The 14872-nt window shown below is 68.1% G+C and carries 6 protein-coding genes; 2 read left to right on the top strand and 4 right to left on the bottom strand.

What is annotated here, in order from left to right:
• Positions 1-2: 2 nt before the first annotated feature.
• Positions 3-6542 (bottom strand): RHS repeat domain-containing protein, encoded by a 6540-nt coding sequence (locus tag AC0Z36_RS13740; RefSeq protein ID WP_485463117.1) that lies wholly within the window; start codon positions 6540-6542, stop codon positions 3-5.
• A 352-nt stretch (positions 6543-6894) separates the two neighbouring features.
• Between AC0Z36_RS13740 and AC0Z36_RS13735 the strand changes: the two genes are divergently transcribed.
• The gene (locus tag AC0Z36_RS13735; protein ID WP_485463116.1) at positions 6895-11835 is read left to right on the top strand and encodes an FG-GAP-like repeat-containing protein; all 4941 of its coding nucleotides are present in this window, start codon (positions 6895-6897) and stop codon (positions 11833-11835) included.
• Between the two features lie 192 nt (positions 11836-12027).
• Here the strand turns inward: AC0Z36_RS13735 and AC0Z36_RS13730 are convergent, their stop codons facing one another.
• Together AC0Z36_RS13730 and AC0Z36_RS13725 are read right to left on the bottom strand one after the other, a co-directional pair.
• Positions 12028-12300, bottom strand: a complete 273-nt coding sequence (locus tag AC0Z36_RS13730; protein ID WP_485463115.1) for a hypothetical protein — start codon at positions 12298-12300, stop codon at positions 12028-12030.
• Between the two features lie 98 nt (positions 12301-12398).
• On the bottom strand, positions 12399-12806 hold the full coding sequence (locus tag AC0Z36_RS13725; protein ID WP_485463114.1) for a hypothetical protein: 408 nt from the start codon (positions 12804-12806) through the stop codon (positions 12399-12401).
• An 867-nt stretch (positions 12807-13673) separates the two neighbouring features.
• Between AC0Z36_RS13725 and AC0Z36_RS13720 the strand changes: the two genes are divergently transcribed.
• Positions 13674-14372, top strand: coding sequence for a transglycosylase family protein (locus AC0Z36_RS13720; RefSeq protein WP_485463113.1), 699 nt, complete (start codon positions 13674-13676; stop codon positions 14370-14372).
• A gap of 190 nt (positions 14373-14562) precedes the next feature.
• Here AC0Z36_RS13720 and AC0Z36_RS13715 read toward each other — a convergent pair whose 3' ends face one another.
• Entirely contained in the window at positions 14563-14772 is a 210-nt protein-coding gene (locus AC0Z36_RS13715; RefSeq protein WP_485463112.1) for a hypothetical protein, read from the bottom strand.
• Between the last annotated feature and the right edge of the window lie 100 nt (positions 14773-14872).

The following is a 14872-nucleotide window of genomic DNA, read 5'->3' as shown; positions in this document are numbered from 1 at the left end:
TTTCACTCCCCTATATCTCGAAGTTTCTGTTCCGCCTGCTTGCGGAATCCGGCAATTTCTTTCTCCAAGTGTTCGATTCGAGTTCTGATGATTCGTTCCTGAACTCCAGGCCGCGACGCATTTTTGGCCAGGATCCCCATATTGTCATAGGCGTAAGGATCTGCTCGGTACGCGTCCAATTTTGCCTGATGCTCATTTGCCCGATCCGTGAGGGACTGTGCCCCCTTCCGCGTCGATTTAATCGAAGCGGAATCCTTCGCCTCGGAAAGTGCCGTACTGATGTCGTCGCCGAGCTTCTGAGCCCCATCATAACCGCCAGCGGCACCGGCAGCCATGGCAGTCACGCCAACCACTCCCTGGCCTACCGCAACGACGCACATCCCACCGCCAGTAGGAACTCCTGCTAGTGCGCACTCGCCGACCGCGGCCGCGGTCATACCGCCACCCCCAACGATCATCTGTACCGACATTCCCGCTTCCACGGCATGCCCGATCAAAGATGGAGCCTGGCCAGCAAATGCTTTTACATATTCCTTGACCGTATCGTGAACAGAAATAGCCTTGACAAACGCCGAGGCGAATTTAGACGTCTTGGGCTTCTTGGTGTATTCCTTAACCCAGTTTCCGGCATCGACGTCGATCCAGTTATGGCCGCCACCCGTTCCGCCGCCAGCTCCCCTTCCGCTGCCCTGAGTGCATCGGTGGGTGTCGCAGTACGACTGTGGCACCACGCCACCGGCACTGAGCGTGATGGCCTCGTAGTTCTCACCAAAACCGACAACCGAGAAGCCGCCGCCTCCACCACCCCTTCCAGGGGGGCCCGGTTTGCAGATGTACTGACCGCTCATGCACTCTTCAATCGACAACCCGCTGGGGTCCGAGTACGTGAGCGGGCTGTTGTTGCTGTACGAATACCCGTGCATCTGCTGCGTGTCGGACAGGTCCATCAGCGGGTCCACCGAAATGAACCGGCCTAGTGTCGGGTCGTACTCACGCGCGCCGATGTGCGTCAGGCCCGTCGCGTCCATCGGCATGCCGAGGAAGCCCTTGTCGTCCGGCCAACCACCGGTCATTGCCGACGGTTGCGGACCGCGGGCCTCACCGAACGGCTTGGATGCCCGCCGGGTCGCCACCAGCGTCGACGCGTCCAGCGTGGTCGAACCCGTGCCGTGGTGGTCGCTGGCGAGATAGGTGAGTTTGCCGCCCGACCGCACCACCGACGGGCCCTCGGCCGCCGCGTAGTAGCGGGTGGCCTTCAGCTGGCCGCCCGCTGTCAGCGTCAGTTCGTCCCCGTCCAGGTACAAGGTGGTCTGGCCCGGCTCCCGCCGGATCAGGCGCTCGCCCTCCGCGTCGTAGACGCTGGAGGACTCGCCGACCGTCGAGGCGGTCTTGGCGAGCCGGCCCTCGACGTCCCACGTCAGTGTCTGCGGTTTGCCGTCCGTGCCCGGACGGGTGGTCGTGTTGCCGTTGTTGTCATAGCCGTAGCCGGTCTTGACCGGGGCCGCGGAACCGGTCTGTACGGTCGCGGACTTCACCGCGTGGCGCGGGAAGCCGTCCCCGGCCGACGGGGCCTCAAAGGAGGTCGCCGTGTCCGATGCGCCGCCGACGCCGTGGTCGATCTGCTGGGTGCGGTTGCCGACCACGTCGTACTCGAACGACTGCCAGTACGGCGCCGGGCCGCCCACCGATGCACTGCTGGGGGTGGTGTTCGCGCACCCGCCGACGCCCGGGATTGACGGCCCCGGCTTCTCCTGCACTGCGCCCTTGTCCGACCATGCCTGGGTCACCCGACGCAGCGGGTCGTAGGCGAAGCACTGGGTGTCGCGGCCGCCGGTGTCCTGCTGGGTGCTGATCGAGGTGACGTCGCCGACCGGTGAATACGTGTAGCCGGTGATGTCCACCGACGTGGTGGCCTGGGCCTGCTTGTCCAGAGTTGTCTTCAGCACCCGGCCGGTCGCCTCGTCGTAGACGGACGAGAACGCGACCTGCTTGGGGAAATCGCCGTAAGTGATCCGCTGCTGCTTGCCGTACGGGTCGTAGGTGGTGAAGTTGACGTAGTCGTCCTTGCCGCCCATCGCGCTGAGCTGGCCGCCGGCGGTGTAGGAGTAGCCGACCGTCTCCGCGTCGATGTCCCCGACCTGGGGGCGGTCGGTCGAATACGGCAGACCCGTCACCGGCTCATAGATCATCGATGTCTCGTACGTGCCGGCGAGCTTGCCCTCGACCTGCGGGATCGTCACCCGCGAGCCGGCCGGCCGGTAGGACCCGGTGTCGAATCCGGTGATCTCCTGTGTGTACGCGGCGCCCTTGGCGCCACCCACGTACCGGGTCGCCCCGTCCGCCTGGCCCTTCGCGAACCGGTCGTAGGACCAGTGCGCGAGCTTGGTCGCGTCGGTCGGCGTCCCGCTGTACAGGTCCGTCTTACGGCCCAGGACGTCGTAGCCGTAGCTCAGCTTCTGCCCGGCCGCATCCGTGGACTGGGTGACCTTGCCGAGGACGTCGTAGTCGGTGGTGGACGTGCCCTGGTCCGGGTCGTTGGTCTTGGTCTTCCGGCCGAGCAGGTCGTAGAAGTACTCCCACGTGTTGCCCGCCGGGTCCCTGACCGACTTCAGCTGGCCACGCGGGTCGTACGCGTACGCCGTACTGTCGAACGCGCCCTCGGGCTTGTCGCCCTTGTACTGCCGCAGTTCGGCGGGCTTTCCGCGGGCGTCACTGATCGCGGTGGTCGCCACGCCGCCGACCGGCGGGGTCGCGTCGGTGCGCTCCGCGCCGGGGTAGGCCGTCGTGGACCGCCACTGCTCGACGGCCTTCGAGGAGAAGGTCTCGGCGGTCTTGCGGCCCATGCCGTCGTAGAAGACACCGGACTGGCCGGGGACTTCGTTGTCGTTCACCGCGAACGGGGTGGTCGACGGCTCGGAGGAGGCATTGAAGTAGGTGTTGTTGGACTTCACCGCCCGGCCGAGGCTGTCGTAGAAGACATCGCTGACCAGACGGCCGGTCGCGCCGGTGGCCGTCGAGTCCTGGGTCTGGCGGGGCTGCAGGAAGCTGTTCAGGATCTGGTGGCTGACCGCGTACGACTCGTCGTTGCGGATCTTCTTCGTCGTCACCGTGCTCGGTGCGGTTTTGTTCAGGCTGTAGGCGAACTGCAGGTCCGCCGACTGGACGTCCTTGCTCCGGCCCGGCAACCAGGCGGAGGTCAGGCGGCCGAGCACGTCATAGGTCAGTTCGGTGGTCAGCCCGTTGACGTCGACCGTCTTCACCGGAAGGTTGCGGGACGTGCCGTATGTGGTGCTGGTCGCCCAGCCCAGGGGGTTCGTCACCGTCACCGAGACCGGCAGCGAACCGGTCGCCGGGGTGTACTGGGTCGTCGTCTCCGAGCCCAGCGCGTCCTTGACCGAGACGGGCCGACCGTACGTGTCGGACACGGTGGTCGCCGCCGTGGTGAACACCGGCACCGCCCCGGTGTACGCGGTGGCGGCCTGCGTCGAGGTGACATCGCCGATCTGCCCGACCTGGCCGAACGGCAGGTTGTCGTACAGGGTCCGGGAATGGGACACCGTGCTCGTCGCGCCCGGTGCGGTCGCGCAGTTCCCGACCACCGACACCACCTCGGTGGGCAGCCCGATCAGGTTGCGCGCGGTGTTGTGCGTGTACGAGGACTTCGTGCACATCTCCTGGACGCCGTCGCCGGTGTCGGCGACCTGGGTGGTCAGCCCGTAGGTCGGCTCGAAGGTGTTCGACGTCTGGGTCTGGCGCCAGGTCTTGCCGTCCGACAGCAGCGACCGTGTGCGGGTCGACGAAGTGCGCTGCATCTGTGCGGTCAGATCCGGCAGGCCCGTTCCGCGGACGTGCTTGGCGGCAACCGCGCCAGCCCAAGGCGTATTCAAGGTGACACCGGCCAGGGTGCCGCCGTCGCCGGTGAAGGCCTGCGACTCGTACGAGAATCCGGCGAACCGGTCCGTGTCCGTCAGTTGCTCGCCGACGGAGTTGGTGAGGGACACCGCGCGTTTGGATTTATCCGCCTTGACGTCGCCGTCCATGCCTCGCAGGTAGAACGCGGAGGCCTGGGTGACCGGGGTCGGGGCGACACCAGCCCGGGTGATCACCTGGCCGTAGCCGCGGAAGGAGTTCCAGGTCCGCTTCTTGTCCGCAGTCAGTTCACTGTCGTCCCGGTGCCAGGCGGCGGGGCCGACGTACTCGTAGCGGGTGGAGCGGGTTGGGGCGCCGCCGGTGGCGTCGTACTCGGTGACTGCGGAGACGACGTATTTGTGGAACCAGTGGACGACCGGCTCGGCCTGGTCATCGTAGTTCCACCACATCGGGTAGCAGCGTTTGCCGTTGGTATCCGGGGCGGGCAGGGCATTGGCGTCGCAGTCCGGTGCGGCGAACTGCACGTTGGTCTGTGCGCCGCTCTCTGACGTAATGGTGGAGAGCCGGCGGCGGTTCATCGGCGGGGCCAGGTCGCCGCCCTTGTCGACCCGGTTGTTCAGGAACTGCCCGGCGAAGTCCACAGCCGGCATAACGGTCTTGTTCGCGCCGTCGAATCCGGTCCGGATGACCGATTTGAGCCACAGCGTCGGCGAGGTGCCGTCCTGTGGGTCGGGGAACTCCTGGTCGAGGGCGTACTCGTCGACCGTCTGGTAGGCGGGGCCTGCCAGCGTCTGCGTAGTGATCTTCGTCAGGCGTCGGGTGGTCCAGAAGGTCGGCGAGTAGTTCTCACACGTGCCCGTGGCGGCGCACTGCTGGTCGACGGGGACATCCGGCCACTTCGCCGCATTCGCCTTGGTCAGTTTGGCCGGGGCGCAGTCGAAGTCCTTGGTCGGCAGGCAGCGTTCGGCCGTGTCGAACAGCACCTGCGCAGTGGGCTTCCCGCTGTCGGTGGCCCGCGAACCGTAGGTGACCTTGGTGAGGTAGCCGCCGCGGGTGTACGGGGTCAGCGTGCCGGTGCCGACGGTGGTGGCGCCGCGCTTGTAGGAGTTCTTCTCGGTGGCGTAGCTGTAGGTGACCAGGCCGCCGCGTGGGTCCACGACGTAGTCGAGGTTCCAGCGCCAGGCCTGGTTGCAGAAGGAGTCGGCGAAGCCCGAGGCTTTGTTGCAGGGCTCTCCGGCGTTGTTGCCGTACACCGGGGCCGTCCAGGCGGAGTTGGTCGTCGCGCCGGTGTTGCCGCCGCCCGGCTTGTAGTTTGCGCCGAAGAAGTACTGCACGCCGTCGGCTGTGGTCACCTTCCAGTGCTCGCCGTCGTTGTCGCCATTGTTCGTGCCGGTGAGCAGCTCGACCTTCGAGCCGTCATCGCCTTCAGTCCGCCACAGCCCGGTCTTGTCGTCCTTGACCAGGGTCGTGTTGCTGCCGGACAGGGACATGGTCACGGAGTTCTGCGGGGACCAGCACTGTTCGCCAGTGTGCTCCTGGCCATCCTTCGTGCAGGCCTTGTACGAGCGCTCGACGAAGCCCGGGGAGTAGTCCCAGCCGTCGCCGACCCAGGAGGACTGGTTGTTGGTCGAGGTCGTGCGGCCGTCCACGCCCGCGGAGTTGTAGGCCAGCGAGACTTTGGGCGCGGCCCCGCCCAGGGCGGTCGGCACCGCGATCGGGTACGACCAGGAGAACGAGCCGGAGTTGCCGCCCACCTGCCAGGAGCCGGTCGAAGAAAGGGAGGTGGCCTTGTAGTCGCCCGAGGCTCCGGTCGGTCCGGCGGTCGCCGCGAGCACCATCCGGCCGCCGGCCGGGGTACTCAGCATGCGGCTGTCGCCGGCCGGGGCCGCCAGGTCGACGTCCGCGACGACCTGCGAAGCCTTCGGGTCGTTGTGCGAGGCGATCGGGGTCTGGGTGCGGCACTCGGCCCGGTCCGGCGTGGTCAGCGCGCACTCGGGCAGCGTCACCAGGCGGACCCGGCCGGCCCAGTCGCCGCCGAACGCGCCGCGGATGTCGGCGTAGTCCACCCCGACGGTCAGGCGGCCCGGCTCCGTACGGCCGTCGCTGCGGCCCACGGCCAGCAGCAGGCCGTCCACGCCGGCCTTGTCGGCGACCTTCTTGTCGGCGACCTCCACCCGGACCTTGTCCGGGGCGGCGGGGGCCTGCGGTTCGGTGGTCAGGCGCAGGGTTCCGGGTGCGGTTGATCCTGCGGAGCCGGCGATCCACACGGGGGTGCCGGGCACCTTGCCGGGGGCGGCGGCCAGTGGCGCGGGGGCTGCGAACGGCGATGCCGCCGGGCGCGCGGAGCGGGATCCCGCCGCGGGCAGCGTTCCGGGGACCGCTTCGACAGCGGTTGCCTTGGGCCAGGTGACCTTCGCCGGATTCCAGGCGGGGTGCCCGTCACCCCGGGGTACGGCGGGCTTCGGCTTGGCGGCGTTGTTGCCATTGATCGACGGGGTGTCGTCCAGGGCGCGCGGCGACCAGCGGCGGTCGTCCTTCGGCTTCCAGGCTGCCGCCTCGGCCGGCGCGACGCCGGCGATCAGCGAGAGGAAGACGGCGGCCACCACCGTCCGGCGGGCAGCCGCCCTCGAACCACGGATCGGCGAACCGGTCCCCCACGACAATCTGCGCACGAAAGCTCCCCTGCCACGAGACCCGAGCCCCCACGGGTCCCGTATCGATCAAAGTGCGCCGAAGCTTACGTCCAGTTAGTTGTCCGTTTTGTGTGATTGAAGTCGCCCCTGTGAGCCCCGCCATGGACGGGCGTCACATACCAGGGGTCGTGTTTGATCCGCGTTAGCGAATCATGTTCGGTTAGGTCCGAATAGACATAGATCGCTTGCTTACGCGCAGCAATGTGACGCGATATCAGAAGTCAAACGTGACCCTGAGCACAGCGATGCGCCGATTGCTAGGAAATCTCACCTTCAGGTACGTTCCGCGCACATTTGCGACTCTTCTTTTTCGTTCCAGCAAGGAGCCCTCATGGGCCGTACCCGACCACCCTCACCGCGCCGGACAGCCGCCCTGTGCGGGGCTGTCAGCCTCGCCCTGGCCGCCGGGCTCGTCAGCGCGACACCGGGCCCCGCCTCAGCGGCGGGTGCCGCCGCACCTGCGGCGGACAAGCCCCCCGTGGACGGGCGCGCGCGTGCTGAACACGACGCCCTGGCACTGGCCAAGCGCACCGGACGGGACGTCCCCCTGCCGGAACTGACCACCGAGACCGACAGCGTCGTCGCCAGACCCGACGGCGTCCTGGTCCTCAAACGCTCCGTCGAGCCATCCCGGGCGAAGAAGAACGGGGCCTGGGCCGACCTGGACCCCACGCTGGCCAAAGCCCCCAACGGTCTGCTCAAGCCCAAGGCGACCACCAGTGACATCGCCTTCTCCGGCGGCGGCTCCGCCCCGCTGGCCGCGCTGGACAACAACGGCCGCAAACTATCGCTCACCTGGCCCGAGCCGCTTCCCGCACCCCGCATGGACGGCGCCAGCGCCCTCTACCCCGGTGTCCTGCCCGGCGTTGACCTGAAGGTCACCGCCACCGAGCAGGGCGGTTTCACCCACGTCCTGATCGTCAAAACCCCCGACGCCGCGAAGAACCCGAAGCTGTCCCAGCTGAAGCTGGGGGTCGCCACCGACGGCGTCACGGTCACCGAGGACAGTGCCGCCGGCACCCTGACCGCCAAGGACAAGGGCGGGGCGACGGCGTTCACCGCCCCTGCCCCGCAGATGTGGGATTCGGGCACCGGCACGGTGCCCCCGGCCGGGAAGTCCGCCCTCAAGACGGCGCCGGCCGCAACCCCGCAGGCCGCCGCCCTGGAGGCGATCCCCCCGTCCGAACTCGCCTCCACCACCGACCGCCCCGGCGCCCGCGCCAAGACCGCCGCCCTGGACACCTCCGTCTCCGGCGCCACCCTGGCGCTCACCCCAGACCAGACGATGCTCACCGCCGCGGACACCGTCTTCCCCGTCTACATCGACCCCTCCTGGGTCCCCTGGGCCAAGAACCCCACCGCCTGGGGCTGGGTCCAGTCCGCCTACCCGTCCACCCCCGGCTACGGCCGCACCGACTACCAGCCCGGCGCCGGCTACCAGCGGTGGCGCACGACCACCGGTCTGGAACGCTCCTTCTTCCAGATGCCGATGGACCTCAGCGGCAAGAGCATCAAAAAAGCCGTCTTCAACGCCACCCAGGTGGACTCGGCCGTGTGGTCCTGCGCCAACACCGACACCCAGCCGGTGTCCCTGCACCTGGTCGGCGACAACCTGACCAACGGCACCACCTGGAACAACCAGCCCTCGGACGGCGGAACGTGGCGCACGATCAACGTGCCCAGCTCCAACGTCGACGCCAAGTGCGGCAACCGCCTCGCCGACTTCGACATCACAGACAAGCTCAAGGACCACGCCAACTGGGGCAACGTCACCTTCGGCCTGTACGGCAACGAGACCAAGAGCACGGACAACAACGGCTTCAAACGGTTCTCCCGTGAAGCCAAGGACACCTACCTCTACGTCGAGTACAACAGCGCCCCGTACAACCCGTGGGACCTGAACATGAACCCGGCCCCCATCAACGGGAACGGCAACTGTGGCTGGATCGGCGCCACCAACGCCGCCACCGGCATAGGTCTGGGCGCCTGGGTCGGCGACCCCGACGGGCAGTTCAACGACGCCCGCTTCCAGGTCCAGGACGCCGCGGGCGCCCAGCCGGTGGTCTTCGACAGCGGCTGGCTCAGCGGCGGCACCGGCACCCACTGGGCCTCCGCCCAGGCCGGCAACCTCACCGACGGCCACACGTACTTCTGGAAGGTCCAGTCCGGCGACGGCGACCGCACCTCCGACTGGGTTCAGGGCTGCACCTTCACCGTCGACGCCACCCCACCCGCCGTGCCGACGGTGACCTCCACCGACTACCCCGAATCCGGCTCCGCCACCCCGGCCGCCAAGTACGCCGGGCAGGAAGCTGCTTTCACCCTCAACGCCACCGACGACCGCTCCGGCGTCTGGTTCTACGAGTACAGCTTCAACACCACCCTGCCCGTCGGCGGCGGGGGCACCCAGGTCCCCGCCAACGGCACCCCGCTGAAGCTCACCCCCACCATGTGGGGCACCAACACCCTCTACGTCCAGACCGTCGACTGGGCCGGGAACCGCTCCCAGCAAAAGGCGTACTCCTTCTACGTCCCCGGGAACCCGGACACCAAGACGACCCTCGGGGACATCACCGGCGACGGGAAGGTCGACCTCGTCAGCACCAACGGCGACGGCACCCTGAAGATGTTCCCCCTGGGATCCGACCCCGCCGCTGGCGCCAAGGCCGCCTCGAACAAGGACAACGCCCCCGACGGCCAGGGCTGGAACACCAGCCTGGTCACCCACCGCGGCGGCAACGGCATCCCCACCGACGACCTGTGGACCTGGAAGAACTCCCAACTGGCCCTCTACCGCAACAGCGCCACCGCCGGCGGCACCGACGCCTTCGGCGGCCAGCAGTTCGCCCTCGCCAACAAGCGCACCGTCGCCCGCCCGCCCGCGTTCTTGTGCACCGACCCGGCGGCTGAGACTAAAAAGTGCACCACCTACGCCACCGACTGGTCCCGCGTCCGGCAGATCCTCGCCGTCGGCGACGTCACCGGTGACAAGCTCGGCGACCTGATCACCATCGAGGGCGACGGCAAGGGCGGCGACAACGCCCAGCTGTGGCTGTTCCAGGGCACGACCACCACCGGCAAGCTCGACAAGCCCGTCCTGCTCGGCGCCACCGGCTGGCAGAACACCACCCTGGCGGCACCCGGCACCACCACCGGCGACGCAACACCCGAGCTGTGGAACCGCACCGCCGCCGGCGAGGTCTTCCAGTACGGCTTCACCAAGAACCCCGCCGGCCAGCTGGTCCTCACCGGCCTCGGCACGAAGATCGGCTCGGGGTACAACCCCACCACCTACCCCACCCTGTCCTCCGACGGTGACCTCGAAGGCGACGGCTACGCCGACCTGTGGGCCCAGACCGGCGACGGACGCCTCATCGAATTCCCCGGCCAGGCACTGAACAACGGCTCCGCGTTCGGCCCGGCCCGCACCATCGCCGACGGCGGAACCCCCTGGAGCACCTGCCAGACGTTCACCGCCTCCACCGGCAACCACCAGCTGTGCGGACCCGTCCTGGCGAAGTACCTCGCCCTGGGCGGACCGGCCAAGTTCGGCCTCCCGCAGGAGGGCATCGGCGTCTCCGCCGACACGGTCGGCCGCTTCTCCTGGTTCCGGTCCGCCCCCGGCCTGACCGGCCCCGACCGCGCCATCTACTGGCACCCGGGCACCGGCGCCTGGTCCGTCGACGGGCCCGTCCTGAACAAGTGGGCGTCCCTGGGCTACGAGAACGGCTTCCTGGGCTACCCGACCTCCGACCAGCTGACCGGACCGGACGGCACCGGCCGGTACGCCACCTTCGCCGGCGGCCCCGGCAACTACCCCGGCGCGATCTACTCGACCCCCAACTTCGGGGCCTGGTCGGTCCACAACGGCATCTACGAGCGGTACCTGGCCGCAGGCGGCCCCGCTGCCCTGGGCTACCCGACCACCGACGAGACCGCCACCCCGAACAAGCCCGGGCGCTTCAACCACTTCCGCAAAACCACCGACACCGGTGACACCGCCTCCATCTACTGGAGCCCGGCCACCGGCGCCTGGACCGTCCGCGGCGCCATCCGCTCCACCTGGGCCGGACAGAACTGGGAAAACGGCTGGCTGGGCTTCCCGACCTCCGACGAGTACGCCGTAGCCGCCGGAGCCCGCTCCGACTTCCAGGGCGGCTACCTGCGCTGGAACGACTACGGCGGCGGCGTCACCGGCTACACCACCGGCACCGGAGCAGCACCCACACCCCGCACCACGCTGACCGGCGACTTCAACGGCGACAAACGCGCCGACATGGCCACGGTCATGGACTACGGCCAGTGCTCCGCAGGGCTGTGGACCCACCTGGGCCAGTCCGACGGAGGCTTCAGCGCCCCCACGGAATCGTGGAAGTCCGGTCAGGGCGGCTGGTGCGTCACCGCCGCCAAGTACACCACCGCAGACTTCAACGGCGACGGACGCGACGACATCGCAGCCCTGTACAAGTACACCGACGGCAAGGTCGAACTGTCGACCTGGCTGTCCCGCGCCGACGGCGGCTTCACCAACCCCGTCAAATCCTGGACCCAGGCCACCGGCTGGGACTTCGACCGCACCACCCTGCTGGCCGGCGACACCACCGGCGACAAACGCGCCGAACTCATCGCCGTCGTGGGCAACGCCAACGACAGCATCGCCCTGCACACCTTCGCCTCCCGCACCGACGGCGGCTTCAACGCCCCCGTCAAGAACTACGACATCGGTGCGGGCAACTGGCGCTACAGTGACGCCCGCTACACCGCCGGGGACTTCAACGGCGACGGCCGCACCGACGTCGCCGGCATGTACCTGTACGACGGCGGCTCCGCCACCGCGTTCACCTGGCTCGCCCAGACCGGCGGCGGCTTCAGCGCCCCCACCAGCAGCTGGCACGTCCCCAACGGGTCCTGGGACCGCCCCCGCGTCCAGCTCATGGCCGCCGACGTCAACGGCGACGGACGCGCCGACCTGGCCGCCGCCTACGACTACGGCAATGACCGCACCGGCCTGTTCGCCATGTTCACCCTCACCGCCACCCCCGACGGCGGCTTCGGCGCCGACACCCGCGTCTGGGACTCCGGCGACGGCAACTGGCGCGCAGACCAGGGCCGCTTCCTCACCGGGGACGTCAACGGCGACGGTCGCGCAGACTTCTTCTCCCTCTACAACTACGGCAACGGCGCCTACACCGCCTTCACCGCCACCGCCAAGCCCGACGGCAGCCTCAACGCACCCGCCGCCAGCTGGCGCACCGACCCCGGGAAGTGGTGACCTGACAGTCCACCCGACGCAATAGGCACAGCTGTGGCCCGGCACCCCGGATGGTTCGGGGTGCCGGGCCACAGTGCTTCACGCACGGGTTGTGTGCCGTACAGCAACTCGGGGTCGTCACACTGGCGGTCTTCGCCCACAGGGCACCCCCCCCCAGGATTGATTAACTCCGGTGCTCCAGGCGGCGGCTGATCAGGTTCCGATCCAGGATCGGACAGACCCACGTCCCGCCGGACCGGTGCTTCCGGGTACGGCAGGTACGTCCGGTTCGGCGTGCTCCTGGTCGGCCTGATCCGCGGTCGCCACAGCGGGGACGGGAAGCCCGGCCTGCTCCAGTAGTTCAGCCGTCGGCGGGACGGGCACCTCCGTAAAGGTTCGTGCTGCCGGTACGCGACGGGTGCGCAGTTCGATGACGTCGGCGAACAGCGGTTCGTGGTCCTGGTCCTGGGTGTGCGGGTGCGTCATGCTGCTCGTCTCCTCGAAGGGGGAAGGCAGGCCCCGGCCGGATGGCTGCCAGGCATGCGGGCCGGGGCCTGCGTACAGATGCGTATAGAGAGGTGCGGTCAGGAGTGCGCGAAGCCGTCGACGGACTCGACGGCCGTCCGTACTCGCTCGGCGTCCAGTTCGCGACGTAGGGCGGTGGCACGGTCCTGGCCGATGCCGAACTCGGTCCGCAGCCGCCGGATGGAGACGGGGCGGCCGGTCTCGGCGTGCACAGCCCGGGTGAGGCGGCGGGCTGCGGCGAAGTGCTCATCGCGGGGCGCGGGTACGGGCGGTACGCCTGCACTCGGGGCGTGGAGTAGTACAGACTCGTCGACCGGAGGAACGTCCTCGAGGACGGGCTGTCCGATCTCCTGGACGTCACCGTGTTCGTGGGTTCGAATCCAACGCCCTCCGCGGCAGCGATCCACCGAAGGCCCCCGGTCCGGCACCAGCCGTCGGGGGCCTTCGGCGTTCCCGAGTCCGGTCATGTGCTCCGTGTGCCTTTCGGCCCCGCCCGCCCGGGGCGGAAGTCCGGCAACACAACGTGAGTTGCACCCCGCAACCGCCTCAGGGTGCCGCAGAGTTTCCGGAACCGCACGTTCAGTGGTGTCGGGCACCCCGATTGGCAGTGAAAGTGGCAACGGTCACACGCATTGCCTGCGGAGTCACTTATTCCCTTGGTAATTCAAAAATATGGCCGAATTGATTCGAGGACCCTATCCCCGCAGCTCGGAGGCGGTGTCCTGGAGGGCCGTGGCGGTCCGGTTTACCCGAGGGGTGGGTGGACAACCGATGGCGACGTGTGACGCTGCTCACTCATAACAGCAAAAACGGACAATACTGGACAAAAGTCCCGACCGAGAAGGTCGTTGTCCGGTGGACTGTAAAGCGATCGAAAAGTCGCCCAGCGTGAGATCGTGACGTGGAGTCGCCTAGCGAATGCGAGGCGTCAGCGATCTTCCGGCAATTCCGGCATTTCGGAACAGTGCGGTCGATGAACCATCGCCGTGAACCCGGTGAAGCGCTTCCGGGGAAAGTCGATAACCCCCTGCTGACCAGCGGAAATACCCAAGCGGGTTGATTACGGCCCGATAACCTGCTTATGGTCTGGGCCATGTGCAAATCGCACCTCCTGGGTTCCATCCCGTCTTCACGAGGGCCGGACCACACGACTGGAGAAGGTCGTGAGGATGTGGGTGCGGGACTGTTCCGGAGCCGACAGGCTTCGACCGGCCCCGGACAAGCGACACGGCAAAGCCCCCAACGGCCGGCCGTGTCGCACCGCCTCAGGAGAGTTCCGAGAGGAATCCATGTCTCTCCGTCACGCTTTCCGTAACGACAACAACCACCGCGGCATGGGACGCACTCAGCGTCGTCTGCGCGCTGCGACTGTCGTCGGAATCGTGGTTGCCGCCCCGCTCGTGGGTCTGGCGACTGCAACCTCCGCATCTGCGGCCGACGGTTCCCAGTGGGACAAGGTCGCCCAGTGCGAGAGTGGTGGCAACTGGAACATCAACACTGGTAACGGCTACTACGGCGGCCTGCAGTTCACGCAGAGCACCTGGCGCGCCAACGGCGGCTCCGGTTCCGCGCAGAGCGCCTCGAAGTCCGAGCAGATCCGCGTCGCCGAGAACGTCCTCAAGTCTCAGGGCAAGGGCGCCTGGCCCGCCTGTGGCAAGGGCCTGACCAGCGGTGGCAAGTCGGGCGCGGCTGCGAAGCCGAGCTCGGACAACTCTTCTTCCACGAAGACGAACACCACGCCGAAGACGACCAAGGTGGCCCCGAAGTCTTCGACGCCGAAGACCGAGGCCCCGAAGGCCGCCCCGAAGGTCGCTCCGAAGTCCTCGACCGTCAAGACGCCGGCCCCCGCCGCGCCGTCGACGGCCAAGTCGACCACCGGCTCCTACACGGTCCAGTCCGGTGACACGCTCAGCACCATCGCCGCCAAGCACGGCACGGCCGGCGGCTGGCAGGCGCTGTACGGCAAGAACAAGTCCGTGGTCGGTTCCAACCCGAACCTCATCCTGCCCGGCCAGCAGCTCGTCCTGAGCTGAGCTGAGCAGCAGCGACACGGCACAAGCGGTCGATCGATGCCGCCGCCGGACTACGGCGCGGTGACGACCGCTGACAACTGAAGACTCATTTCCGGTGTAAGGCGTCGCCCCGTTGTGCGGGACGGGACGTCCGGCGGCCGGGAGCGACGAAGGCCCGGTGGCACTGCCGGACGGAGGACCGCGTGAGTGGTCATGACGTCTGGGGGAGTCCCGGGCCTTCGTCGTACAGGCCGTCGCGCTGGTACTGCTGGGCGCGGAGTTCTTCGAGGCAGACGTCTTCGAACCGCCGCGCGATGCGGGCGGCCCGCTCCAGGAGCAGGCGGGCGCGTTCAAGGTCGAAATCGTCCCAGTTGTTGGAGTCGCTGGCTCTGTCGCCCGACCCCGCGTCGTTCGCAGTCACACTGGCGGGATTCCACAACTGCGGGCCGATCATTCATCCAGGCAGTCGAGATCGCCCGTGATGCCGATCACGTCACATATAGTCAGAATCCGTCGCCCGC

This window comes from Kitasatospora sp. UYEF31 (assembly GCF_057291755.1).
Note: the sequence above shows the minus strand (reverse complement) of the source record. Positions and strands in the feature narration are given on the sequence as shown.

What these genes read in the sequence shown, in the direction of transcription:
- AC0Z36_RS13735 (WP_485463116.1), top strand. Translation starts at nt 6,895, where the DNA reads ATGGGCCGTACCCGACCACCCTCACCGCGCCGGACAGCCGCCCTGTGC.
- AC0Z36_RS13730 (WP_485463115.1), bottom strand. Translation starts at nt 12,300, where the DNA reads ATGACGCACCCGCACACCCAGGACCAGGACCACGAACCGCTGTTCGCC.
- AC0Z36_RS13725 (WP_485463114.1), bottom strand. Translation starts at nt 12,806, where the DNA reads ATGACCGGACTCGGGAACGCCGAAGGCCCCCGACGGCTGGTGCCGGAC.
- AC0Z36_RS13720 (WP_485463113.1), top strand. Translation starts at nt 13,674, where the DNA reads ATGGGACGCACTCAGCGTCGTCTGCGCGCTGCGACTGTCGTCGGAATC.